The sequence below is a fragment of the Caballeronia sp. GAWG1-5s-s genome (assembly GCF_023631445.1).
Classification (GTDB): Bacteria; Pseudomonadota; Gammaproteobacteria; order Burkholderiales; family Burkholderiaceae; genus Caballeronia.
In genome coordinates this window covers 1-22,657 of the sequence record NZ_JALQDC010000004.1, presented here as the reverse complement: position 1 = coordinate 22,657, position 22,657 = coordinate 1, and the positions used below count along the sequence as shown (strand labels likewise).

General features: G+C 65.6%; 24 protein-coding genes and 1 tRNA gene. 7 read left to right on the top strand and 18 right to left on the bottom strand.

Annotated features, from left to right (window positions below; translation table 11 throughout):
• The first annotated feature begins 17 nt into the window (after positions 1-17).
• Both NCR34_RS05920 and NCR34_RS05915 read left to right on the top strand, forming a co-directional pair.
• Positions 18-221, top strand: a complete 204-nt coding sequence (locus NCR34_RS05920) for a hypothetical protein (protein ID WP_250499280.1) — start codon at positions 18-20, stop codon at positions 219-221.
• 36 nt (positions 222-257) lie between these two features.
• On the top strand, positions 258-551 hold the full coding sequence (locus NCR34_RS05915; RefSeq protein WP_250499279.1) for a hypothetical protein: 294 nt from the start codon (positions 258-260) through the stop codon (positions 549-551).
• Between the two features lie 64 nt (positions 552-615).
• Here the strand turns inward: NCR34_RS05915 and NCR34_RS05910 are convergent, their stop codons facing one another.
• The 13 genes from NCR34_RS05910 to NCR34_RS05850 all read right to left on the bottom strand — a co-directional run bounded on the left by NCR34_RS05910 (position 616) and on the right by NCR34_RS05850 (position 14,608).
• Positions 616-1,428 carry an ABC transporter substrate-binding protein gene (locus NCR34_RS05910; RefSeq protein WP_175940047.1) on the bottom strand — a complete coding sequence of 271 codons (813 nt, stop codon included), beginning with the start codon at positions 1,426-1,428 and terminating at the stop codon, positions 616-618.
• Between the two features lie 262 nt (positions 1,429-1,690).
• Positions 1,691-2,704, bottom strand: coding sequence for a succinylglutamate desuccinylase (gene astE / locus NCR34_RS05905; RefSeq protein ID WP_250499278.1), 1,014 nt, complete (start codon positions 2,702-2,704; stop codon positions 1,691-1,693).
• Positions 2,688-4,064, bottom strand: a complete 1,377-nt coding sequence (gene astB, locus NCR34_RS05900) for an N-succinylarginine dihydrolase (protein WP_250499277.1) — start codon at positions 4,062-4,064, stop codon at positions 2,688-2,690. The genes astE and astB overlap by 17 nt, the downstream gene beginning before the upstream one ends.
• Positions 4,065-4,079: 15 nt before the next feature.
• A complete protein-coding gene (gene astD, locus NCR34_RS05895; RefSeq protein ID WP_250499276.1) occupies positions 4,080-5,552 on the bottom strand; it encodes a succinylglutamate-semialdehyde dehydrogenase in 1,473 nt (490 codons plus the stop codon).
• A gap of 12 nt (positions 5,553-5,564) precedes the next feature.
• Complete coding sequence (gene astA, locus NCR34_RS05890) at positions 5,565-6,593, bottom strand: arginine N-succinyltransferase (RefSeq protein ID WP_250499275.1); 1,029 nt, start codon at positions 6,591-6,593, stop codon at positions 5,565-5,567.
• Positions 6,590-7,636, bottom strand: coding sequence for an arginine/ornithine succinyltransferase subunit alpha (gene aruF / locus NCR34_RS05885; protein WP_250499274.1), 1,047 nt, complete (start codon positions 7,634-7,636; stop codon positions 6,590-6,592). Before aruF ends, astA begins: the two co-directional genes overlap by 4 nt.
• 34 nt (positions 7,637-7,670) lie before the next feature.
• Entirely contained in the window at positions 7,671-8,900 is a 1,230-nt protein-coding gene (locus NCR34_RS05880) for an aspartate aminotransferase family protein (protein WP_250499273.1), read from the bottom strand.
• A 130-nt stretch (positions 8,901-9,030) separates the two neighbouring features.
• Complete coding sequence (locus NCR34_RS05875) at positions 9,031-9,999, bottom strand: GlxA family transcriptional regulator (protein ID WP_250499509.1); 969 nt, start codon at positions 9,997-9,999, stop codon at positions 9,031-9,033.
• 70 nt (positions 10,000-10,069) lie between these two features.
• Positions 10,070-10,885 (bottom strand): ABC transporter ATP-binding protein, encoded by an 816-nt coding sequence (locus NCR34_RS05870; RefSeq protein WP_175940039.1) that lies wholly within the window; start codon positions 10,883-10,885, stop codon positions 10,070-10,072.
• A 33-nt stretch (positions 10,886-10,918) separates the two neighbouring features.
• The gene (locus tag NCR34_RS05865; RefSeq protein ID WP_206467961.1) at positions 10,919-11,632 is read right to left on the bottom strand and encodes an ABC transporter permease; all 714 of its coding nucleotides are present in this window, start codon (positions 11,630-11,632) and stop codon (positions 10,919-10,921) included.
• Positions 11,633-11,643: 11 nt separating this feature from the next.
• Positions 11,644-12,333, bottom strand: coding sequence for an ABC transporter permease (locus NCR34_RS05860; protein ID WP_175940037.1), 690 nt, complete (start codon positions 12,331-12,333; stop codon positions 11,644-11,646).
• 270 nt (positions 12,334-12,603) lie between these two features.
• On the bottom strand, positions 12,604-13,002 hold the full coding sequence (locus NCR34_RS05855) for a hypothetical protein (protein ID WP_250499272.1): 399 nt from the start codon (positions 13,000-13,002) through the stop codon (positions 12,604-12,606).
• Between the two features lie 19 nt (positions 13,003-13,021).
• On the bottom strand, positions 13,022-14,608 hold the full coding sequence (locus NCR34_RS05850; protein WP_250499271.1) for an EAL domain-containing protein: 1,587 nt from the start codon (positions 14,606-14,608) through the stop codon (positions 13,022-13,024).
• 332 nt (positions 14,609-14,940) lie between these two features.
• Here NCR34_RS05850 and NCR34_RS05845 point away from each other — a divergent pair, with 332 nt between their 5' ends.
• The 4 genes from NCR34_RS05845 (at position 14,941) to rpsU (ending at position 16,810) form a co-directional block, all read left to right on the top strand.
• Positions 14,941-15,468: a GNAT family N-acetyltransferase gene (locus NCR34_RS05845; protein ID WP_250499270.1), complete on the top strand. Its 528-nt coding sequence runs from the start codon at positions 14,941-14,943 to the stop codon at positions 15,466-15,468.
• Between the two features lie 31 nt (positions 15,469-15,499).
• Entirely contained in the window at positions 15,500-16,093 is a 594-nt protein-coding gene (locus tag NCR34_RS05840) for an IMPACT family protein (RefSeq protein WP_250499269.1), read from the top strand.
• Positions 16,090-16,422, top strand: a complete 333-nt coding sequence (locus tag NCR34_RS05835; RefSeq protein ID WP_502800051.1) for a 2Fe-2S iron-sulfur cluster-binding protein — start codon at positions 16,090-16,092, stop codon at positions 16,420-16,422. The genes NCR34_RS05840 and NCR34_RS05835 overlap by 4 nt, the downstream gene beginning before the upstream one ends.
• Before the next feature lie 175 nt (positions 16,423-16,597).
• Complete coding sequence (gene rpsU / locus NCR34_RS05830; RefSeq protein WP_006999077.1) at positions 16,598-16,810, top strand: 30S ribosomal protein S21; 213 nt, start codon at positions 16,598-16,600, stop codon at positions 16,808-16,810.
• A 468-nt stretch (positions 16,811-17,278) separates the two neighbouring features.
• Here the strand turns inward: rpsU and NCR34_RS05825 are convergent.
• From NCR34_RS05825 to NCR34_RS05810, 4 genes are all read right to left on the bottom strand, one after another.
• Positions 17,279-17,355: transfer RNA gene (locus NCR34_RS05825), tRNA-Met, on the bottom strand.
• Positions 17,356-17,394: 39 nt separating this feature from the next.
• Entirely contained in the window at positions 17,395-18,954 is a 1,560-nt protein-coding gene (locus tag NCR34_RS05820; protein WP_250499268.1) for a peptide MFS transporter, read from the bottom strand.
• Between the two features lie 249 nt (positions 18,955-19,203).
• A complete protein-coding gene (locus NCR34_RS05815) occupies positions 19,204-19,830 on the bottom strand; it encodes a LysE family translocator (protein ID WP_250499267.1) in 627 nt (208 codons plus the stop codon).
• 46 nt (positions 19,831-19,876) lie between these two features.
• Positions 19,877-21,055 (bottom strand): porin, encoded by a 1,179-nt coding sequence (locus tag NCR34_RS05810; RefSeq protein ID WP_250499266.1) that lies wholly within the window; start codon positions 21,053-21,055, stop codon positions 19,877-19,879.
• A gap of 204 nt (positions 21,056-21,259) precedes the next feature.
• On the opposite strand from NCR34_RS05810, the gene NCR34_RS05805 reads away from it, so the two are divergent.
• On the top strand, positions 21,260-22,003 hold the full coding sequence (locus NCR34_RS05805) for an SDR family oxidoreductase (RefSeq protein WP_250499265.1): 744 nt from the start codon (positions 21,260-21,262) through the stop codon (positions 22,001-22,003).
• A gap of 3 nt (positions 22,004-22,006) precedes the next feature.
• Here NCR34_RS05805 and NCR34_RS05800 read toward each other — a convergent pair whose 3' ends face one another.
• Positions 22,007-22,567: a ribonuclease HI family protein gene (locus NCR34_RS05800; protein WP_250499264.1), complete on the bottom strand. Its 561-nt coding sequence runs from the start codon at positions 22,565-22,567 to the stop codon at positions 22,007-22,009.
• Positions 22,568-22,657: the final 90 nt, after the last annotated feature.

Here is a 22,657-nt window from a genome sequence, read left to right as displayed (position 1 = left end):
AGCTTCGGCGTATCCGGATGAACGCGAGTCCCATCGAAATGGCACCCAAAAGAATAGGTCGATTGCTGGCCGACGAGATCCCGCCCCGCGCCAAGATTGCACCACGCGCGGACAGAAATATCGACATGTCCACGCCTGAAGCGCGCGAACGTGTCATGCAAGCCGTGCGGAAGGTGATTCGAACGCACAACGTCGCGATCAAGGCCCTCGCCAAACGCTGATGCTGCTCGATGCGCAGTACGTCATCGCGGTGCACGATGACATTCTGGAGCACGAAGGCGGCCTTCCCGGCTTCGCTCAGGCAGGCCCCGGCGGCGTGGAAGCGGTTCTCGCTCGCGTTGAAAACCACGCGAACTGCGCCGGACTGGACGATGTATGCGGTGGCCATCGCAAGAGGCCACGTCTTCAACGATGGAAACAAACGTACTGACCTCGCTTCGACCGTGGATATCGAAGACGATCTCGTCGAAGTGATGGTCGAAGTCGCCGAAGGAAAGATCGACCGCGAAGAACTGGCGGACTATCTGGCTGTCGTCTGCATGTGTTCGTGAGATCGACGCAAAAAAGCCCGCCCCGGCCACCACCGGAAGCGGGCTTCCCACGACCCTCACGCCATTACTTCAACACCACCTTCACATCGAAGTACTTCGCGGCAAGCCGGTCGATGGAGCCGTCGTCCTTCAGCTCCTTCAGCGCGCGGTTGAGCGCGTCCTTCAGCGCCTTGTCGCTCTTGCGCACGCCGAAGCCCACGCCCGAGCCCAGCAGCTTGTCGTCCGTCACCGCCGGACCCGCAAACGCGAAGCCCGCGCCCTGCGGCTGCTTCAAAAAGCCTTTCGACGCCGCTTCGGCATCCTGGAACGCCGCATCCAGACGCCCCGACGCGAGATCCGCGTAGATCTGGTCCTGCGCCTGATACGACTCGACATCGATGCCCGCGGGCGCCCACTTCGCCTTCGCGTACGTCTCCTGAATCGAGCCCTGCAGCACGCCGACGCGCTTGCCTTTCAGGCCGTCGACCGTCGGAAGAATCGCGCTGCCCTTCTTCGCGATCAGCTGGTTCGGAATCGTATAGATGGGATCGGTGAAGTCGATCGCGAGCTTGCGCTTGTCGGTGATCGTCATGTCCGAATTGATGCCGTCGAACTTGCGCGCCTCCAGGGCCGGAATCAGCCCGTCGAACGAGTTCTCGACCCACACGCACTTCATCTTGAGCTTCGCGCAGACCGCGTTGCCGATGTCGATATCGAAGCCGGTCAGTTCGCCCGCCGGCGTCTTCGATTCGAACGGCGCGTACGACGCCTCCACGCCGAAGCGCAGTTCCTTCATGTTATCGGCGGCGTGCGCGGTCAGCGACGCGGCGCCCGCGGCGGTCATGGCGCCCAGCACGGCGAGCGCGGCGAATTTGCGGTTGATCCATTGCGATTTCATCTACTGCGATCTCCTTCCAGTGTGTTTCGTGATCTGTCGTCCGATGCGGCACAACGCCGGCCAATGCAGAATCGCGGCGTCAATAAAAACGCTCAAACGAGGCGCACGCTTTTGATGCGCCGCATCATGGACAGGGCCGCGATTGTATCGCGCGCCCGAAGCCGCACCCGCGCGGCGGCGGGCGGCGTGTGCGGCAAAAGAGGAAACGAAAACTGGCAAGCGGATGTCGCGCCCATGCAAGTCCGGGCGCGACGAGGCGGGATTATTCGAGCGATGCGAGCGTCGCGTCGGTAGTATCGACGACCATCAGACCCGCGCGCAGGCCCGGCTTCACCTTGGGATTCGGAAACACGATGCGCTCTTCGGCATGCTTCACGCGATAGGTGTAATCGCCGTCGCGCGCGAGCTCCGCGCCTGCCGGAAACGCCGTGAAGTTCGGCACATCGGCCGCGACATTCAGCACGAATGCTTCGCTCTGCTTGTCGATTTGCGCGACGACGGTGAATACGCGCAGCGGCGCGTCTTCAACCGGCGCGCTGCCCGCGACGAGCCGCCGCAAAGCCGCATCCGATGCCGCGAAGCGCGCGAGATCGTTCTGACCGAAAGGCCGCACCTTGCCCAGTTCGAGGGTGCAGGCGAGCGCGCCGCACTGCTCGGCGGTGAAATGCGTGAACGTGTTGCCCTTTTCCCGATGCAGCAGCACCGCTTGCAGACGCGCATCCCGCAGCCAGTCGAACATCGCACGCGAAAGCGGCGCGCCGGTGTGCGGCAACAGCGCGAACTGCTCGAAGACCGACGCGCGAATGGCCGTATGCATGTCGATATGCCACTTCGGATGCGCGACGCCCTCGAAGAAGCCGCGCGCCGCGCGTTCGAGCTCGGCTGCGCGCGGCGCTTCCGCGCTCGAAGGCAAGTTCGCGTGACGGCCGCTGAAGAGGCGATTGAGGTCGTCGTCGGCGTAGCGCACGCCCGCTCGCATCGCGCCGATGTTGCCGAGAATCACCAGCACGCGGGCCGCGAGCGCGGCCTTTCCGCTCGCGATATCGGCGACAAGGCGCGACAGCATTTCGATCGGCGCGGTTTCGTCGCCGTGAATGCCGGCCGACGCAATCACGCTATGCGTCGCGGCTTGCGCGGCGGGTTCCAGCAGCAAGACGCCTTCGCCCTGCCACGTCCAGCGCGCGCCGGATGCCGCCGTGCCGGACGCAACCGGCGGCTGCTTTCCCGCGAGACAGAACGCGAGAAAATCGTCGAGAAACTCAGTGCTGGAAGTCATAGATCGCGCCCAGTCCGAGAAGCGTCGTCAGTTCGTCGAGCGCCCTGCGCGATTGATCCAGCAGTTGCGGATCGGCGAGATCGGCGGGCGCGAGGCGATCGCGATAATGCGTGTCGATCCACGCGTCGAGGCGCGCGAAAAGCGCGTCGTTCATCCACACGCCGGGGTTCACCGCCGCGCGCTCGGCAACGTTGAGCACGACGCGCAGCCGCAGGCACGCCGGGCCGCCGCCGTTCTTCATGCTTTCGCGTAAGTCGAAGACGAGCACTTCGTCGATAGGCGTCGCGCGCGTGGCGAGCGAATCGAGATACGCCGCCACGCGCTCGTTCTCGCGGCATTCCTGCGGCACGACGAGCACTTGCGTGCCGTCCGCCCGCGACAGCAACTGGCTATTGAACAGATACGACGACACCGCATCCGCCACGCTCACTTCGCTCTGCGGCACTTCGAGCGCCGTGAACGCCGCGCCGTGTTGCGCGAGCTTCGCGGCGAGCTCGTCGTAGACCTTCTGCTGATCGACGAACGCCCGCTCGTGGCAGAAGAGCGTCGTGCGATTGCCGACCGCGATGACGTCGTTGTGGAACACGCCGGCGTCGATCACATCGGGGGATTGCTGCGCGAACACCGTCGATGCATCCGAGAGTCCGTGCAGGCGCGCGACGGCGCGGCTCGCCTCCAGCGTCTGCCGCGCGGGAAAGCGCTGCGGCTGCGGCCCCTGGCCGTATTCGCTGCGGCCATACACGAAGAATTCCACGCCCTTCTCGCCGTATTCCCGCGCGAACCGCGTGTGATTGGCCGCGCCTTCGTCGCCGAGCGCGGGCGTGCCCGGCAGCGCATGATGAATGCGAAAGCGCGCTTCGTCGGCGAAGATCGCGGCAAGCGAGCGGCGCGTTTCGCCGTGCTCGATCGCGCGATGCAGCTTCGCCGCCAGATTCGCGGGCGTGAAGTGGACGCGGCCATCGGCGGTATCGGCCGAAGGACTCACGGTCGCGGCGTTGGCGGTCCACATCGCGGAGGCCGAACTCGCGGCCGCGAGCAGTTCCGGCGCTTCGCGGGCGGCGCGCTCGATCACGGCGGCGTCCGTTCCGGCGAAGCCGAGACTCTTCAAGAGCCGGATCGACGGACGTTCAAGCGGCGGCAGCACGCCTTGATGAAAGCCCAGATCCGCGAGCCGCTTCATCTTGCGCAAGCCCTGCTTCGCCGCGGCCTTCGGATTCGCGACGGACTTCTCGTTATTGCGCGACGCCACGTTGCCGAACGACAGCCCCGCATAGTTGTGCGTCGGCCCGACGAGCCCGTCGAAATTCGCTTCGCTCGCCGCGCGAGCTTCGTGGGACTGATTGGCTTGCTGTGCCTGCATGTCGGATTCCGGTGCTTAGAACGTGAGACCCGGCGATACGCTCGCGGGCATCTGCAATTGCGCGCTTTCCACGGACGCCATCGGATACGAGCAGTAGTCCGCCGCGTAATACGCGCTCGGCCGATGGTTGCCCGAGCGCCCGACGCCGCCGAACGGCGCCGCCGACGACGCGCCGTTGGTCGGCCGGTTCCAGTTGACGATGCCCGCGCGAATCGTGCGCTGGAAGTGCCTCCAGGCGGTTTCGTCATCGGCGAGCAGGCCGGCGGAAAGGCCGAAAGCCGTGTCGTTCGCGCGCTCGATGGCTTCATCGAAAGTCTTGTAGCGCGTGAGTTGCACCATCGGGCCGAAGTGCTCTTCGTCGGGAACGTCGCGGGCGTCGGTCACATCCAGAATCGCGGGCGTGACGAAACCGAGATTCGCCGCGCGCTGCTGCATCGCAAGCAAGGGCCGTGCGCCGGCTTCGATCAGCTGCGTTTGCGCCGCGACGAGCCGCGCCGCCGCCCGCGCCGAGATGACCGCGCCCATGAACGGCTGCGGCTCGTCGTCGTAGGCGCCGATGCGGATGCCCGAGCTCACTTCCGTGAAGCGTTGCAGGAAGCGCTCGCCGAACGCATCGTCCGGAACGAAAAGACGGCGCGCGCACGTGCAACGCTGACCGGCCGAAAGAAACGCGGATTGAATCGTGTGATGCACGGCTGCGTCGATGTCCGCGACCGGCGCGACGACGAGCGGATTGTTGCCGCCCATTTCCAGCGCCAGCACGATTTCCGGCCGCCCGCCGAACTGGCGATGCAACAGCGTGCCCGTATCCGAACTGCCGGTGAAGAACAGCCCGTCGATCTGCCGATGGTTGGCGAGCGCGACGCCCGTGTCCTTTTCGCCTTGCACGAGGTTGAGCACGCCCGCCGGCAGCCCCGCTTCGATCCACAGCGCGACGGTCGCCGCCGCGACGCCCGGCGCGAGTTCCGAAGGCTTGAACACGACCGCGTTGCCCGCGATCAGCGCCGGCACGATGTGGCCGTTCGGCAAGTGCCCCGGGAAGTTGTACGGCCCGAACACGGCGACCACGCCATGCGGCCGGTGGCGCAGCACGGCGACGCCATCGGCCATCGGCGCGCGCTTTTCGCCGGTGCGTTCGTGATACGCCTGCACGGAGATGTCGACCTTCGCGGCCATCGACGCCACTTCGGTGCGCGCTTCCCACAGCGGCTTGCCGGTTTCCCGGCCGATGGCGTGCGCGAGCGATTCCTTGTTTTCGTTGAGCAGCGACGCGAAACGCTTCGCCACCGCGACGCGCTCGTCGAAGCTCAAGGCGGACCAGGAAGCGAACGCGCGCCGCGCCGCCGACACCGCGCGGTCCACGTCGTCCGCGGATGCGCTCGCGCCTTGCCACACGGTTTCATCGCTTGCAGGATTGCGCGACGCGAACGACGCGCCCTGCCCGTCCTGCCACTCACCGCCGATATACAACTGGTTTCGGATATCCATGACGTCTCTCAGTTATTTCGCACGCTGCGATGTCAGCACGCGCACGGTGTCGCCGTTCTTCACGCGCAACGCCGCGGCTTCGTCGGCGGTCAGCAGGAACGTGCCGTCTTCGACCGCGCCGGTGGTTGCACCGCAGCGGAAGTCGTCGAGCGAGGTGTTCGACACCAGGCTCTTCGCATCGCTCTGCGCGTCGTCGCGCTCGCCGATGCGCACGGTCGCGAGCACGCTTTCGCGCACCGTGCGCAAGTCTGCGATGTGGCATTCGAGCACCGGACCGGCATCGAAAATATCGACGTGGTTCTCGTAACGCAGGCCTTCGGCTTCGAGCATCTTGCGCGCGGGCGCGGTGTCGCGGTGCGTGACGCCGACCGTCTGCTGCGCGGACTCCGGCAGCAAGTCCAGATACACCGGATAGCGCGGCATCAGTTCCGCGAGGAACGACTTCTTGCCGTGCGAGCTCAGGTAATCGGCTTCGTTGAAGTCGATCTGATAGAAGTGCGAGCCGACCGCGTTCCAGAACGGCGATTCGCCGTTCTCGTCGAAATGGCCGCGCAACTCCGCGCACAGCCGCTGCGGAAAGCGTTCCCGGAATTGCGCGATGAACATGAACCGCGACCGCGACAGCAACCCGCCCACGCCCGCCGTGCGATAACGCGGGCTCAGGAATAGCGAGCAGACTTCCGAGTAGCCCGTGAGATCGTGCGAGATGTTGAGCAGCGACATGCGCGTCCACACGCCCATGTCCTTGCTCGCATGCACGACCGTCGACACGCGATAGTTGTAGAACGGCTGCTCCAGCCCGACTTCCGTTTCGATGCCGCACACGCCCGCGACGTCGCCCGTGGCAGTGTCTTCCATCACGAAGAAGTAGCCCGCTTCGAACGGCTCGGCCTCGCCCGCGAGCGTGCGCCGCGCCCGTTCGACGCGCGCCGCCAGCGCGGCGCGATCCGGCTTGAACGTGGTGAGCCCCGGGCCCGTTTCCAGCGCCAGCGCGACGAGCGCGTCGACATCTCCCGGCTGCACGCAGCGCACGACGATCATTGCAATTCTCCCGAGGCTTGATGCAGCGGCACGCAGCGCACCGTGTCTTTTTCCGCGACGCCGAGCGCGCCGCACGCATCGGCGCTCAACGCCGCGCCGTCCGAGCGCGTGCCCGTCAGTTCCGCGACGATGCAGCGGAATTCGTGCGCCCCGCCTGCCGCGACGAGATACGCCGCGCCTTTCGTGTCCGTGCCTTCGCGCACCGCGCGCAGTTCGCCGGAACTCGCGGATGCGCTCTTGTCCACGGCGAGGGTCAGCACCGGGCCGGCGTCGAAGATATCGACGAAACGATCCGGCTCGAAGCCTTCTTCGAGGTGGATGTCGTAGGCGAGCAGCGTGCTCGCGTTCGGCTCGCCGAGGACGCGCTGCGCCTCGCCGGGCAGAAGCGGCACGTAGAGCGGATACGTCGGCATGACTTCCGCGATGAACGTGCGGCTGCGTCCGCCCGATTCCAGTTCCACCTGCTCGAAGTCGCGGCCGAAGAACTTGCGGCCGACGGCTTCCCAGAACGGCGACACGCCCGCGTCATCGGTGACGCCCAGCATCAGCGAGAACACTTCGCTCGAAAAGCGCTTGCGGTTCGCCGCGATGTACATCATGCGGGCGCGCGAAAGCAGATGCGCGGTCGCTTCGCCTTCGGGCGTGCGCAGCGACGGATCGATGTAAAAGCCCGTGAGCCGGCTCTTGCCCGTCAGTTCGTGCGACATGGTGAGCGCGTGAATCTTGCGGTTCACCTTGAGTTCGCGCGATGCGTGGATCAGCGCGTCGTTGCGAAACGTGTAGAACGGCTCGGAATAGCCCGCCGCCGCGACGATGCTCGACGTGCCGTAGAGCTTGCCCGTGCGCGCGTCTTCCAGCACGAAGAGATAGAACTCCTCGCCCGGAAAATCGACTTCGGCGCGGAACGAATCTTCGGAGAGCGCGACGCGCGTTTCCAGCGCGCGCCGGTCGCGCGGCAACGAGTGCAGCACGGGCGCGGCCGAACGCGCCATGCGCTCGAGCTCGTCGAGATCGGAGAGTCTTGCCGGACGAACGAATAGCATCGCCGTTTCCTGTAAAGCGGTGATCAACGATGAATCAGCGCGCGACGGCCGTCGCGCCCACGACCTGCTCGATCGCCTGCTCGATGCGCGCGAAGCCTTCGTCGAGGTCGGCCATCGGCATGATGAGCGACGGCGCGAAGCGCAGCACGTTCGGCCCGGCGATCAGCATGATGACGCCGTTGGCCGCCGCCGCATTGAGCACGTCCTTCGCGCGGTCCTTGTAGGCGTCGGCGAGTTCCGCGCCGATCAAAAGACCGCGGCCGCGAATGTCCTTGAACAGGCCGAACCGCTCGTTGATACGCGCAAGATGCGCCTTGATCGCTTCGCTGCGCGCGCCGACGCCTTCGAGCAATTTCGGATCGCTGATCAGTTCGACGACCTTCTCCGCGATGGACGCGCCGAGCGGATTGCCGCCGTACGTCGTGCCGTGAACGCCGACCTTGAAGTGCTGCGCGATCTCATCGGTAGTCAGCATCGCGCCGATGGGAAAGCCGTTGCCGAGCGCCTTCGCGGTCGTGAGGATGTCGGGCGTCACGCCGTATTGCATGTACGCGTAGAAGGTGCCCGTGCGGCCGACGCCCGTCTGCACTTCATCGAAAATCAACAAAGCGCCGTGCTTGTCGCAGGCTTCGCGCAGGCCCTTCAGGAACGCGGGATCGGCGGGCAGCACGCCGCCTTCGCCCTGCACCGGCTCGACGATCACCGCGCATGTGTTGTCGCCGATGGCTTCGAGCGCCTGTGCAAGATCGTTGTACGGCAGATGGCGGATGCCCTGGGGCTGCGGACCGAAGCCTTCCGCGTACTTCGGCTGGCCGCCGACGCTGACCGTGAAGAACGTGCGGCCATGAAACGACTGCGTGAACGAGATGATCTCGATCTTCTCGGGACCGAACTTGTCGATGGCATAACGGCGCGCGAGCTTCAGCGCCGCTTCGTTCGCCTCCGCGCCGGAGTTCGCGAAGAACGCACGATCCGCGAAGGTCAGGTCCGTCAGGCGTTTCGCGAGACGCAATACCGGCGCATTCGTGTAGCCGTTGCCGATATGCCAGAGCTTCTCGCCCTGCTCGTGCAGCACCTTGAGCAGTTCGGGATGGGCGTGGCCCAGCGCCGTCACCGCGATGCCGCCGGCGAAGTCGATGTAATCGCGGCCTTCGGTGTCCCATACGCGCGAGCCGCGGCCTCTGTCCGGCACGAAATTGGCGGGCGAAAACACCGGAACCATTACTTCGTCGAACGTACCGCGATTCACATTGATGTCGGTCATGTGCCACTCCTCTACGGGTTCTTGCTGCAGTCGTATTGCAATGCTTTCGATATTAGGCGCTTGCGTGCGTTCCGTCTTGCGCGTTCGCGACATGCTTTCATGCGCTTTCACGCTAGGCTCAAGCGTCGATTCAATGAGACTCGGGCGGCTCGATCAACGCCCCGCCGCGCGGTTCGTCGAGCGCGCCGCGCTGCTTTTCGATCCAGTTGCGCCGCTCCTCTCGCGGCGTCACGCCGAAGCGGTCGCGATACGCATTTGAAAAATGCGCCGCCGATGAAAAACCGCACGCGAGGCTGATCTGCACCACGGACTTGCTCGTGCGCTGCAATTGCGTGCGCGCCTTCGTCAGGCGCAGATTGAGGTAATACTTCGAGGGCATCGCGCCGAGATACTGACGGAAGAGCCGCTCCAGCTGTCTGCGCGAGATGCCGACGAGATTCGCGATGTCGTCGGTGGACAGCGGGTCTTCGATATTCGCTTCCATGAGTTGCAGCGCGTCGTTCAGGCGCGGATGCCGCTCGCCGGGCGCGGTGACGAACGGTATGCGCTGCCGCTCGGTGCCCGCGCGCAACGCGCCGACGCCGAGCGAATCCGCGATGCGCTCCGCCAGATCCTGACCGTGATCGCGGGCGATCATCGCGAGCATGAAGTCGATGCTCGCCTGACCGCCGGCGCATGTCGCGCGGTCGCGGTCGATTTCGAAGATCTGCTGCGAAACAATGGCGCGCTCGAACTGCTCGGTGAACTGCTGGTACGTCTCCCAGTTCACGGCCACGCGATACTGCGCGAGTTGCCCGGCCATCGCGAGCCACCAGACGCCGTGATGAATGCCGGAAACGAGCGGCGTGCGCGGCGCGACGCGCGCAAGGCTCGCGAGAAAGAGCCGGTAGTCGGCGAACTGCTGATAGCGTTCGGAGACGACGATCAGCCAGTCGCAATGAACGGCGTCGTTGAAGGCGCAGTCGGCGGGAAGCTGCGCGCCGCCCGAAAGCGGCACCGGACGGCCGTCCCACGAACAAACGCGCCAGTCGTAGAGACGATGCCCGTCGATTTCGTTGGCGAGCGCGAGACTGTCGATGATCGGCGCGATGCCGCTCATCGATACCGGCGGCAGCGCCACGATCGCCACTTGCAGCGGCCCGCGCGCCGGGCCCGAAGCGCTCGCCACGTTACTTGAGACTGCCCGACAGGAACTGCTTCAGGCGCTCGCTCTTCGGCGCGCTCAACACCTCGGACGGCGCGCCTTCTTCTTCCGTGCGTCCCTGATGCAGGAACATGACGTGATTCGACACGTTGCGCGCGAAGCCCATCTCATGCGTCACGACGATCATCGTGCGGCCTTCTTCGGCAAGCCGCTGCATGACCTTGAGCACTTCGCCCACGAGTTCGGGGTCGAGCGCGGACGTGGGTTCGTCGAAGAGCATCACGTCCGGATGCATGGCGAGCGCGCGTGCAATGGCGACGCGCTGCTGCTGCCCGCCCGACAGATGCGACGGATACTGCTTTTCCACGCGCGGCGGCAGGCCGACCTTTTCCAGATACTCGCGGGCGCGGTCCTCGGCTTCCTTCTTCGAGATGCCGAGCACGTGAATGGGCGCTTCCATCACGTTCTCGATGGCCGTCATGTGCGACCAGAGATTGAAGTGCTGGAAGACCATCGCGAGCTTCGTGCGCACGCGCTGGAGTTGCTTGTGATCGGCGACTTCGAGATTGCCGTTGCGGTCGGTCTTCGTGCGCACGGCTTCGCCATCCACGACGATCTGCCCCGCGTTCGGCTTCTCCAGAAAGTTGATGCAGCGCAGGAACGTGCTCTTGCCCGAGCCGCTCGCGCCGATGATGCTGATGACATCGCCCGCGCGCGCCGCGAGCGACACGCCCTTCAACACTTCGTTGTCGCCGTAGCGTTTGTGGATGTCCTCGGCGACGAGCTTCGTCGCGACGTCTTTGGCTTTCGGCTCCAACGCAATCTCCTCGGGTGATGACATGATTCTCCGCACGGCTTGGAATTTTACCGCTCGTCAGGCGCGCGACGGGCTCAGGTACGCGAGCCAGCGGCGCTCCGCGCGTCGAAACGCCGCGACGAGCGCGAACGAAATCGCCAGATACAGAAGCGCCGCGATGCCGAACGAACCGAACGATTCATACGTGGCCGAATTTGCATCGCGCGCGACCTTCAGGATGTCCGGCACCGTCGCCGTGAACGCGACGGTGGTCGCGTGCAGCATCAGGATCACTTCGTTGCTGTACAAAGGCAAGGCGCGGCGCAGCGCGGACGGCAGGATCACGCGGCGATACATCGTGAACGTGCCCATGCCGTAGGCGCGCGCGGCTTCCACTTCGCCGTGCGGAATCGCGCGGATCGCGCCGGCGAAGATCTCGGTCGTGTAGGCGCACGTGTTCAGCGCGAAGGCGAGCACCGCGCAGTTGAAGCCGCTGCGAAAGAATGCTTCGAGCAAGGAATGCGTGCGCACGAATTCCAGGCTGTACATGCCCGTGTAGAGCAGCAGCAGTTGCACGTACAGTGGCGTGCCGCGAAACACGTACGTGTAGAGGCGCACGGGCGTCGAGAGCCAGCGGCGCTTCGAGACCCGCGCGCACGCGAGCGGCACGGCCGCGCAAAAGCCGATGGCAATGGACGCCGCGAGCAGCCACAGCGTCACGACGAGGCCCGAGGCGCGCATGCCGTCGGAATACAGAAACGGACGCCAGTATTCGGCGAAGATCGACATCATGGTCTCTGTCCTCAAAGATCGGCGTGGCGCACGCCCGTCGAATAGCGTTGTTCCAGCGCCATCAGCACGAAGTTCGACGCCGTGGTGATCGCGAGATAGATGAGCGCGGCGATCAGAATGAAGAAGAACATGTTGAACGTGCTCTTGCCCGCGTCCTGCGCGGCCTTCACCACATCCGCGAGGCCGATGATCGACACGAGCGCCGTCGCCTTCACGAGCACTTGCCAGTTGTTGCCGATACCGGGCAGCGCGAAGCGCATCATCTGCGGAAACAGGATGCGGCCGAACACGCGCATGCCGCTCATGCCGTACGCGCTGCCTGCTTCGAGCTGGCCACGCGGCACCGCGAGAAACGCGCCGCGAAACGTCTCGGTGAAATACGCACCGTAGATGAAGCCGAGCGTGAGCACGCCCGCCGTGAACGGATCGATATCGAACTGATCCCAGCCGAACGCATCGGTGACGTGATTGATCGCGATCTGGATGCTGTAGAAGAGCAGCAGCATCAGCACGAGATCGGGCACGGAGCGGATCAGCGTCGTGTACGCGGTCGCGATGCCGCGCAAGAGTCCGTGCCGCGAGAGCTTCGCCGACGCGCCGACCAGTCCGAGCAACACCGACACCGCGAGCGAAAGCAGCGCGAGCGCGAGCGTTTCCTTTGCGCCCGCCCAGAGCAGCGGGCCGAAGCCGTACAGCGACATGAGCGCCTCCTGTTTCGTCTAACGGAGGCGGGCGTCCTGCCGATGCGCGCCTCCCGGATTGGCGCGGATAGTCGCAAGCGAAAAATAATCGCTCAAAGAAGCGGCGTCGGCTTGCTGCGATGCAGCATCCGGTACGCGGGCGCGGCGCGCGGTTCATGCGCCCGCGCTGCAACGTCGGCGACGCGCGACAGCCGTGAAAACCCGCATGGGCGCGTCGTGCGGAATTCGTGCTTTTGCGTCGCTTTTTCGATAGCGGAGGACGCGGCGCCGTCAGCCCGCCGACACGCCCCGCACGACCTGCACGACATGGCCGTTGGCGACCGCAATGTCCGGGGATTCTTGCAGAAGCGGCAGAAAGCGTTCGGCGAAGGCGGGATCGCGCGTTTCGGCGCGGAACATGCCGATGACCGCCTTTGCGTGCCCGACGCGCGCATCCGGCGTGGCTTCGTCGTCGTCAAGCACGTCGTCTAGGGCGGCGATCAGCGTCGACAGCGGCGAAAGCCAGCGATACGCGCTGCCGTTGATCACGATCTGCAGGAATTCGCCGGGCGACACCGGCCCGAACTCGGCCTCGTGCGCGTGGCGCAGATGCGCGAGCACCGCGCGATGCAGCGCGAGCAGCGGATGTCGAACATCGCGGAGAAAGGAAACGGCGGTTTGATCGTCCATGAAGGCGTCCGGTTGGGGCTTAGCGTGCGCGTGTCGCGCCCGCATAGCGAATGAACTCGGCGGCCGTGAGCGGCGGCGAAAAGAGCCAGCCTTGCCCGAACTGCGCGCCGCGTGCATGCAGATAGGCCGCCTGCTCTTCGCGCTCGATGCCTTCGGCGATCACCTGCACGCCGAGCGTCGCGGCCATCTCGATGATATGCGAAGCGACGCTGCTCGACGCCGCGTCCTGCCCGACCGTATCGACGAACGACTTGTCGATCTTCAGGCCGTCCACACGAAACGTCTGCAAGTGCGACAGGCTGGAGTAACCGGTGCCGAAGTCGTCCAGATAGACGGCGTGGCCCGCCTCGCGGAACGCGCTGATGACCTCCTTCGCCGCGTCGGCATCCAGAAAGCCGCGCTCCGTGGCCTCGATGCGGATCTGCTGTGGCCGGATGCCTTGCCGCGCGAGCGCGGGACCGATCACGCCGAGAAAACGATGCGTCGTCAGGTCCGGCGCGGACACGTTCACGGAGATGTAATAGTCGGCGTAGCGCCTGAGAAAGTCGCCCAGTTCCAGCAGAACGGTGTCGAGCACTTGATCGGTGATCGCCTGAATGAGCCCGCGATGCTCGGCGAGCGGGATGAAATGGTCCGGCCGCACGATGCGGTCGTGATGCTTCCAGCGCACCAGCGCTTCCGCGCCGACGCATTGGCGCGTCGCGAGATCGACGATCGGCTGATAAGCGACGATGAACTGGTGGCGGCGCACGGCGTCGCGCAACTGACCGCGCGGCGAGAGCCTGCGCACGATGACATAGGCCGCCCAGCCCGCGCACAGCACGCCCGTCGCGATCCCGGCGAGCAGCCACTCCCACGGCAGCGAGAGCGCGCGCGTGCGCCACGTCTCGCGCGGCGTGCTGACGACGACCGCGAGCGGCATCGTCGCCGAGCGGCGCACGGCCACCGACGCGCAATCCAGCAGCGACGGCGAGCTGCGATAAACGGCGAGGACCGCGGACGCATCGGTGGCGGGCGTGCCGGCGATCACGCGTCGCGCCTCGGTATTGATGACGGCGACATCGCCCGAGCGCCCTATGTTCGCGTCGATGCCGTCGACGTAGAGAGAAGGATCGGCGGCAATGTAGACGCCGCCGCGCCCCATCACGAGCGAATCCTTGCCTCCGGGCAGGCGCGCCATGCCGTACCACGCGCTCACGCCATCGCGAGAACGCCAGTCGGGCGGCGGCAATGCGAGACTGTCCGACGCGCCCGCCGACACCGCGCCCAGCGACGACGAGCATTGCCACCGGCCGTCGCGGTCGTAGGCGCCCGCATCGCGCAGCGGCGCCCCCGTGAGCGCAATGTGCCGCAGCGCCCGAAGATAGCTGGTGGAGCACGGCGCGTCGCTCACGTTGCCGATGTCGCCCAGCGCGCCCGACAGACGCCGCGTCAAGTCTTCCGCGCGAAGGAGCGTGGCATCGGCGAGCTTGCCGAGCCGCTCGACGCGCGCCTGCCGTTCGCTGCGCACGGCGAGCGTCAAGGCGATCACCGCCGGCGCGAGCGCCGCGATCATCACGACGACGATCAGGAGCGCCGCCAGCGCCCCGCGTTGAAGTTTGTTCATTCGTATTGTGGTCGTGCGCCGCAAGGCAAGGACGCTCGGGCGCGTTGCCGCGCCGCATGGGCTGATCGCGCTGACGTGCCTGCGTTGCGACGGCTGCGCTCGAAGCGGGGAACGGGACGCCGCACGAGGCGCATGCGCCGGCTCGGTCGACAGGCGCCTTAGTGTAGAGGGCGGCCAGCGCGCGACTCAACGCTTATTTAGCCAGAAAGTCGCGCATTGAGTGGGCTGGCGCACGGCCGCAAGCGATTTTCCGGTCACAGCGCGGCGTGCGAAAATCCCGGCTGCGCAGCCCGCCGGTGCGGGCTGCTCCGACCGCCACCCGAGAAACCGCCATGACATCGAATCGCGCGCCAGCGCCCATCATTCGCGACGCCGCGTCCAGCGACTTCGACGCCATCGCGCGCATCTATGCGCACTATGTGCTCCACGCGCTGGCGACGTTCGAGGAGGCGCCGCCGACGGCCGACGAAATGCGCGCGCGTCACGCGGCGGCGGTCGCGGCGGGCCTGCCCTATCTCGTCGCGGAACTCGACGGCGAGGTCGCGGGTTACGCGTATGCCTCGACGTATCGCGCGCGCTCGGCGTACCGGCATACGATCGAAGATTCCGTCTATGTCGCCGACGGCCTCGGCGGACGCGGCATCGGGCTCGCGTTGCTTTCGGCGCTCGTCGAGCGATGCGAGCGCGGTCCGTGGCGGCAAATGATCGCGGTGATCGGCAACAGCGGCAACGCCGGGTCGATCGCGCTGCATGCGCGGCTCGGGTTCGAGCATGTCGGCGTGTTGCGCGACGTCGGCTTCAAGTTCGACCGATGGGTCGATACCGTGCTCATGCAGCGCCCGCTTCGCGCCTCGGCCTGAATCCACTCCGTTTTAGTAGACGCTGCCCGCCTTGCCCACCTATACGCTCGCCTCTCCCGTCAGCGCCGAAATCGACGTGCGCAAGAGCCGCTTCATCGCGCTCGCCATTCCGGTGTCCGACCGCGACGCCGCCATGCAGCAACTCGACCGCCTGCGCGCCGAGCATCCGACGGCCACGCACGTGTGCTGGGCGCTGCTGGCGGGCGGCCAGTCGGGCATGTCCGACGACGGCGAGCCCTCCGGCACTGCGGGCCGCCCGATTCTCGAAGTCCTGCGGCATCACGAAGTGGACGGCGTGCTGGCGGCGGTCGTGCGCTACTACGGCGGCATCAAGCTGGGCGCGGGCGGACTCGTGCGCGCGTACACCGACGCCATCGCCACCGCGATGCAGTCGGCGGAGCGCATCGAACGCATCGAGCGCGGCCTGCTCGCCATCGGGATCGACTACGCCGACGAAGCGCGTGTGCGCCGCTGGATCGAGCAGCACGAAGCCGAGCTGGTCGACAGCGCCTATGGGATGACGGTGCGGCTCGTCGTGCGAATGGCCGCCGCCGCGCGCGAATCGGCGGCCGCAGAACTGCGCGATCTCACGCACGGACGCGCGAACGTCGAGGTGCGCACGTGAGCGAGCCGCGCGTCTTCGCGATGACCGTCGCGCCGCGCGGCGATGTCGTCGAAGTGCAGCCGGGCGAAACGCTGCTCGACGCGGCATGGCGCGCGGGGCTGTCGCTGCCCCGCTCGTGCCGCAACGGGACGTGTCGGACATGCATGTGCAAGCTGGAAGCGGGCGACGTGGACTATCGCATCGAGTGGCCGGGGCTCACGGCGGAGGAGAAGGCGGACGGCTGGATTCTGCCGTGCGTGGCGCTCGCGCGTTCGGACGTGACCATTCATCAGCCGGACGCGGGACCGCGCGAGCCGGAAGACCGTCCGCGCCGTTCTCGCGGCTTCTAAGCCGACACGAGGGCGGGTTATTCAGGATTTGTCGTCTTGATTCAACGACCTACGATGTGAATCCCGAGCCGCGCCGCGCAGATTCTCGTGTAAAGAGGATGCAGCGCGCCTCTCAGAAAGTGTACAATTGCGCTTTGCCCCAAATTCTGGCAGGGCCAGATCAACCGAGATTTCAATGACTAAAGTACTGTTGAAAGAGAATGAGCCTTTCGACGTCGCCATGCGACGTTTTCGTCGTACCGTCGAACGCACGGGCCTGATTCAAGAACTCAAGTCGCGCATGGCATACGAAAAGCCGACGACTGAGCGCAAGCGCAAGAAAGCTGCTGCTGTCGCTCGTCTTCGCAAGCAGATCCGCCGCGCGCAACTGCCGAAGAAGTTTTATTGATCGCTGCGCGAAGCCATCGACGGTGGGTGTGACGCCCTCGTCTTTCGCATTGCGTGGTGGGTCGGTGGTCTGAATTCGAACGGGTCGCGGTTTCGCGGAGGCGGCGGTGAAAACCCCGGACGCGAAAGCTCGCTGATAGCACGTCTCGCGCGTGCGCCCGGTCGGACGACGGCCGAAGGATTCGCAAAAAGCCTGCATGAGTTGATGCTCATGCAGGCTTTTCGTGTATGGGGTGGTCCGCGCTGAGCGAGGGCTTCAGGCGAACCAAGTAAGTCGAGCCGACGACGAACGCACTCGCCTAGCGACGGAACAGGAGCACAGAGAGTTTGACGATGGACGGACGACAAGCAACGCAACTGCGTCGTTCCGATGCGTCGAGGAAGAAATACTAGATTGGCGCTTACGCCACTGAGACAACGTCTCCAAGCGGCCTGATACACCGGCCGCCGGAAACGCGATTTTGAATTCTGGTTGCGGGGGTAGGATTTGAACCTACGACCTTCGGGTTATGAGCCCGACGAGCTGCCAGACTGCTCCACCCCGCGTCTGAAGAATTAGATTATAGACCGAATCGCTTCGCGTCGTCAAACGGTGTTTCGCTCAAGACGCAGAAACCGGCGCCATGCGCTCGCCATCGGCGCTCGCACCGCGCCCGCGCCCGCGCCCGCGCCCGCTGCGCGATGATGCGCCCGCGACAGTCTGCGGAGCAGCGGCAACAACACGAGCGCGATCGCCGCCCCGCCCGTCGCCAGCCAGCCGAGCGACACGAAAAGATGCGTGTACAAAGGCAAGGACTGAAGCGGATCGAGATGGCCCGGCGGCATGCGCGCGACGTTCGCCACGACGGTGCCGAGATACTGCGACACGCCTGTCGCCACGAAATACGAGCCCATCATGAAGCCGCTCATGCGGGCCGGCACGTAGCGCGCGATCATCGCGAGGCCGAGTCCGGACACCAGCAATTCACCCAGCGAATAGAGGCCGTAGCCCGCCACCATGAACCACGACGACACACGGCCCTCCACCGCGTAGCGTCCACTCAGGCCGAACACGAAAAAGCCCACCGCGACCACCACGAAGCCGAACGCATATTTCGCGGCCACCGACACGTCTCGGCCGCGCCGCGCGAGGCCGGCATAAGCGACGGCGAGCAGCGGACTCAGAATCATGATCCAGATCGGGTTCAGCGCCTGGAACTGCGCCGCGCTCCACGTGAAAAGACGCACGCCGGCAACCGAGAAGGCAGGATCGACATTGCGCAGCGCGAACAGCGTGAGCGACGTCGACATCTGCTGATAGAAGACGAAAAACAAGATGACTTGCAGCGTCAGAATCAGCGCCGCCCAAAGGCCGGCCCGCTCGCTGCGATCGCAGCGCACGAGCATATAGCCGAAGATCGCGAGAATGCCGAGTGCGGCGGCCCAGACGCAAACCCTCGCCACCGTCTGATGCTGGAGGATGAACACCGTCGCCGCCGCGAGCACGACACTGCCGGCCGCGACCGGGACAAAGCGGCCCCAGCGCATCGGCTGATCGTCCGGTGCGGAGCCCACATGGGCAAGCGTGCGGCGGATCAGCACGAAATTCACGAGACCGAGCACCATGCCGCCGCAGCAGACGGCGAACGCCGCGTGCCAGCCCCAGTGGTCCTTGATCCACGGCGTCGCGAGCATCGAGAACGTCGACCCGATATTCACCGCCATGTAGTAAATCGTGAAGGCACTGTCGATGCGCGCTTCATCGCCTTCGTAGATGCGGCGCACGAGATTCGCCGCGTTTGACTTGAATAGCCCGTTGCCCACCACGATCACGCCGAGCGACGCATACATGAAGCCGAGCGCGTCGTAGGGCAGCGCGAGCATGAGGTAACCGAGCGACAGCACGATCGCGCCGAAGGTCATCGTGCGGCGGGCGCCGAGCACCTTGTCGCCGATCCAGCCGCCAATCGACGGCGCCGAGAACACGAGCGCCGAAAATGCGCCCCATGTGAGATTGGCGTAATCGTCGGCGAAACCGACTTTATCGATCATGAACAGCACGAGTAGCGCGGCCATGCCGTAATAACCGAAACGCTCCCACATTTCGATCAGAAAGACGGTCGCAAACGCGCGCGTCTGCGACGCGGCGGGCGATTGATTATTCATGGGAAATTCCTTCAACCACAGAAGCGGTACGACGCCTTCGAGAATGCGTAAAGATTGAAACGAACTCGTCCTAAAACGGACGACGACTGAGTAAAAGCACGTGATTATCGCTTATCGCTGCTTGAGAAGGCGTGCATAAGCCGCAACGACTTATTCCGAATCAAGTCGCCGAGCGTTCAAACGCGCGATTGGAGAAAATCGCGAAAAGAAAAATGACAAACGTCCCGGTGCGCGGACGAGGCGCGTTTGTCAGGCCGCCGGACGGCGCACCAGCGCGAGCATCACGCCGAAGCCGATCATCAGCGCGCCGCTCACGCGATTGAACCACCTGAAACCGCGAGCGCCGCGCGAAAGCGAACCGAGTCGCGCGCCGAGCGCTGCGTAAATGACGATCGCGACAAGCTCGAACAACAGGAATATCGCGCCGAGAATCGCAAAGCTCGTCGCATACGCGCCGCGGTCGACGAATTGCGGAAAGAAGGCGGTGAAGACCAGAATCGCTTTCGGATTGCCGGCGGCGACGAGAAACTCCTGCTTCGTCAGCCGCGCGAGTCCGGCAACGCCCGCGCCCTCCGCGCCCGTGACGGTTTGCGGTCCCGAGCGGATCAGCTTGATGCCGATCCACACGAGGTAAGCCGCGCCCACGAGCTTGATCGCCGTGAAAAGCGTCTCGGACGCGAGCAGCAACGCGCCCAGTCCCAGGCCGGCAATCGCGATCATGACGGCGAACGCGGCGAGCCGTCCGAACGACGCGAGCACCGACACGCGCACGCCCCGACGCGCGCCGTTAGAAAGCGAAAGCATGTTGTTCGGGCCGAACGCCATGTTGATGGCGAAACACGCGGGCACGAACAGCGAGAACGTCTGAATCGACATGAGACACCCTTCGAGGCGAGCAACCGATCCCGCCAAATTACCAGATTCAGAAGCGGTGGCGAATGCCTGTCGTGAACATCAACTGATTGCGGCCGCTCGACGGGTCGTTCGTGTTGATGACGGCGGGCGCATCCGACGACGCGCGCTGATAGATGGACTCGACATACACGTCCGTGCGCTTGCCCAACAGATAGTCCACCTGCAACGCGCCTTCGTGCCAGTGCGCGCCGCCGCCGTTCGTGTACACGTACATGCCGGCGAGCAGGATCGCGGGCGTCAGCTTGTAGATGCCGTTGATCTCGTAGTTATTGAGCGCGAGCGAGGGCAGCGCGGCGCCGGTATCCGCGTCGTTCACCCCGGAATTGATCGAGCGGGAGAACGCGCCGGCAAGCTGGAAGTCGCCGATGCCGTAGCTCATCGCGACGCCGAAGGTATTCTGCCGCTGCACGTTCGCCGCGACGACGGCGCCCGGCGCGTTGCCGGGCAGCGCGAGCGCGTCGTACGCGCCGCCGGTCGTGTTGCCGCGTCCGTCGTTGTGCAGATAGGCCGCCCCGGCGCTGAACGAATCGAGCGTGTAATTCGCGCCGACGCTGTACGCGCGGTTATTGGCGAACCCGCCCGCCGCGTTCGAAAACGCGTACAGGCCGCCGAAGCTGAAGCCGCCGTACGTCGCGCTCGTGTATTTGACGGCGTTGGCCGCGAGGAACGAGTTGTTCGCGTTGTCGTTGTCGAGCACATGCGCGAAGGCCGTGCCGCCCGTGCCGCCCGTCAGCGTGAAGGGCGCGAAATAGTCGTGGATGGAGTCGTACTGATGGCCGAACGTGAGGGTGCCGAGCGCGTCGGTGCCGAGGCCGACGTACATCGGGTGATCGTTGAGCCCCTGCCCCGTCGATACCGCGTAGCCGCGTTCGAGCCGGAAGATCGCCCGCGCGCCGCCGCCCAGATCTTCGCTGCCTTGCAGCCCCCAATAGCTGCCGTCGATGGTGCCGGTCGTCAGCCGGTATTGCGAATGCCCGCCGACATTGCTGACATACGCGAGGCCGGCATCCAGTTCGCCGTAGAGTTGCACGGAGCTTTGCGCCCATGCCGCGCCCGGCACGCCGATGAATCCGATGCATGCCGCGAGCGCCGCCGCGAAGTTCGGCCGGGCGGCTGCGGGAGATGCTGTGCGCCGGGCACGGCTGACGGACGGCGCGGCGTTGCGCGCGGTTGGACGGATGGGCATAGAAAAACTCCAGATCGTTTCGCGGCTGACGATTGTCGATTCTGCAGCGCATCTTGTCAGGTAAAAAAGCGCCCGGCGCACGGGTGTGACCCATTACCAACGGATGAGCGCGAGCCCCTTCCCAATTCGGCATTTCGGCGCTATTGAGGCGAGCGCCGCTAGAATCGGAAGACATCGACTCCTTTCATGCCACCGGATCTTTTCATGCCACAGACCACTCTCGCGATCGTTACCGGCCACACGCGCGGCCTCGGCGCGGCGCTCGCCGACGCCCTGCTCTCGCGCGACGCCGAGATTCTCGCGATCTCGCGCAAACGCAATCCAGCGCTGGCGGCGCGTTATCCCGGCCGGCTGCACGAAGCCGAGCTGGATCTCGCCGATCTGTCCGCGCTCGGCGCCTGGCTCGCGGACGGCGCGCTCGGGCGCTTTCTGGCTCGCGCCGATCGCGTGCTGCTCGTCAACAATGCGGGCATGCTCGCGCCCGTCGGTCCGCTCGCGGATCAGGATGCGGACGCGGTCGCGCGCGCAGTCAGCGTGAACGTCGCGGCTCCGCTGATGCTTGCCGCTGCCTTCGCCGCCGCGAGCGCGCACGCGGCGGACCGCCGCGTCGCCCATATTTCGAGCGGCGCGGCGCGCAACGCGTATCCGGGCTGGAGCATCTACTGCGCGACGAAGGCCGCGCTCGACCATCACGCGCGGGCGGTCGCGCTGGACGACAATGGCGGGCTGCGCATTTGCAGCGTCGCGCCGGGCGTCGTCGATACGGACATGCAAGCCGAGATTCGCTGCACCGCGCTCGAGCGTTTCCCGCTGCGGGAGCGCTTCGACACGCTCAAGCGCGAGGGCCAGCTCGCGACGGCCGAGCAGTCGGCAAGCAAGCTCGTCGACTTCCTGCTGAGCGATGCCTTCGGCAGCACGCCGACCGCCGATATCCGCGAACTCGGCTGACCGTCAGGCCGCCGATACCGCGCACGCGGGCGCATCGGCGACGGCGAGCGCCTCGCGCGACAGCCGGTCCGCGTGCGCGTTGCGGGCGCGCGGAATCCATTGCAGGCGAACTTCGCCGATTTGCGCGATGAGCGTCCGCACGCGCGCCGCGTGATCCGCGAGCGAGCGGATGCCCTCCGGTTCGCCGGCCTGAACGTCGTCGATGACCACTCGGCTGTCGCCATAGATCGTCAGATTGGCGACGCCTTCGCGCTGCGCCGCTTCGAGAAGCGCAGTCAGCGCGAGATATTCGGCCACGCTGCTGTCCCCTTGCCCCGCCGTCGCGCTGATTTGCAACGTGCTGCCCTCGGGACTCTTGAGCACCGCGCCGATGCCGATGCGCCCCGGATTCGGCAGCGCGGAACCATCGAACCAGCCTGTCCACGCGCTGGCATCGTCCGGTCGCGGCGAGGAGGCATGCGGCCGCGGCGGGCGGTTCGCGCGCGCCAGCCTGCGCAGGCGCAGCGCGTCGGCGGCTCGCGCGTGCGCGGCGCGCCCCGCCAAGACCAAAAAACTAAATAACATCGGGCCCCCTTGCTAACTCACCGTCTTAAACATCGCCCCGTGAAACGTAAAATACGCGCCAGTCAACAGCCGGCGGGTCATAAATACTTT

What these genes read in the sequence shown, in the direction of transcription:
- NCR34_RS05920 (WP_250499280.1), top strand. Translation starts at nt 18, where the DNA reads ATGAACGCGAGTCCCATCGAAATGGCACCCAAAAGAATAGGTCGATTG.
- NCR34_RS05915 (WP_250499279.1), top strand. Translation starts at nt 258, where the DNA reads ATGACATTCTGGAGCACGAAGGCGGCCTTCCCGGCTTCGCTCAGGCAG.
- NCR34_RS05910 (WP_175940047.1), bottom strand. Translation starts at nt 1,428, where the DNA reads ATGAAATCGCAATGGATCAACCGCAAATTCGCCGCGCTCGCCGTGCTG.
- astE (WP_250499278.1), bottom strand. Translation starts at nt 2,704, where the DNA reads ATGACTTCCAGCACTGAGTTTCTCGACGATTTTCTCGCGTTCTGTCTC.
- astB (WP_250499277.1), bottom strand. Translation starts at nt 4,064, where the DNA reads ATGCAGGCACAGCAAGCCAATCAGTCCCACGAAGCTCGCGCGGCGAGC.
- astD (WP_250499276.1), bottom strand. Translation starts at nt 5,552, where the DNA reads ATGGATATCCGAAACCAGTTGTATATCGGCGGTGAGTGGCAGGACGGG.
- astA (WP_250499275.1), bottom strand. Translation starts at nt 6,593, where the DNA reads ATGATCGTCGTGCGCTGCGTGCAGCCGGGAGATGTCGACGCGCTCGTC.
- aruF (WP_250499274.1), bottom strand. Translation starts at nt 7,636, where the DNA reads ATGCTATTCGTTCGTCCGGCAAGACTCTCCGATCTCGACGAGCTCGAG.
- NCR34_RS05880 (WP_250499273.1), bottom strand. Translation starts at nt 8,900, where the DNA reads ATGACCGACATCAATGTGAATCGCGGTACGTTCGACGAAGTAATGGTT.
- NCR34_RS05875 (WP_250499509.1), bottom strand. Translation starts at nt 9,999, where the DNA reads ATGAGCGGCATCGCGCCGATCATCGACAGTCTCGCGCTCGCCAACGAA.
- NCR34_RS05870 (WP_175940039.1), bottom strand. Translation starts at nt 10,885, where the DNA reads ATGTCATCACCCGAGGAGATTGCGTTGGAGCCGAAAGCCAAAGACGTC.
- NCR34_RS05865 (WP_206467961.1), bottom strand. Translation starts at nt 11,632, where the DNA reads ATGATGTCGATCTTCGCCGAATACTGGCGTCCGTTTCTGTATTCCGAC.
- NCR34_RS05860 (WP_175940037.1), bottom strand. Translation starts at nt 12,333, where the DNA reads ATGTCGCTGTACGGCTTCGGCCCGCTGCTCTGGGCGGGCGCAAAGGAA.
- NCR34_RS05855 (WP_250499272.1), bottom strand. Translation starts at nt 13,002, where the DNA reads ATGGACGATCAAACCGCCGTTTCCTTTCTCCGCGATGTTCGACATCCG.
- NCR34_RS05850 (WP_250499271.1), bottom strand. Translation starts at nt 14,608, where the DNA reads ATGAACAAACTTCAACGCGGGGCGCTGGCGGCGCTCCTGATCGTCGTC.
- NCR34_RS05845 (WP_250499270.1), top strand. Translation starts at nt 14,941, where the DNA reads ATGACATCGAATCGCGCGCCAGCGCCCATCATTCGCGACGCCGCGTCC.
- rpsU (WP_006999077.1), top strand. Translation starts at nt 16,598, where the DNA reads ATGACTAAAGTACTGTTGAAAGAGAATGAGCCTTTCGACGTCGCCATG.
- NCR34_RS05820 (WP_250499268.1), bottom strand. Translation starts at nt 18,954, where the DNA reads ATGAATAATCAATCGCCCGCCGCGTCGCAGACGCGCGCGTTTGCGACC.
- NCR34_RS05815 (WP_250499267.1), bottom strand. Translation starts at nt 19,830, where the DNA reads ATGTCGATTCAGACGTTCTCGCTGTTCGTGCCCGCGTGTTTCGCCATC.
- NCR34_RS05810 (WP_250499266.1), bottom strand. Translation starts at nt 21,055, where the DNA reads ATGCCCATCCGTCCAACCGCGCGCAACGCCGCGCCGTCCGTCAGCCGT.
- NCR34_RS05805 (WP_250499265.1), top strand. Translation starts at nt 21,260, where the DNA reads ATGCCACAGACCACTCTCGCGATCGTTACCGGCCACACGCGCGGCCTC.
- NCR34_RS05800 (WP_250499264.1), bottom strand. Translation starts at nt 22,567, where the DNA reads ATGTTATTTAGTTTTTTGGTCTTGGCGGGGCGCGCCGCGCACGCGCGA.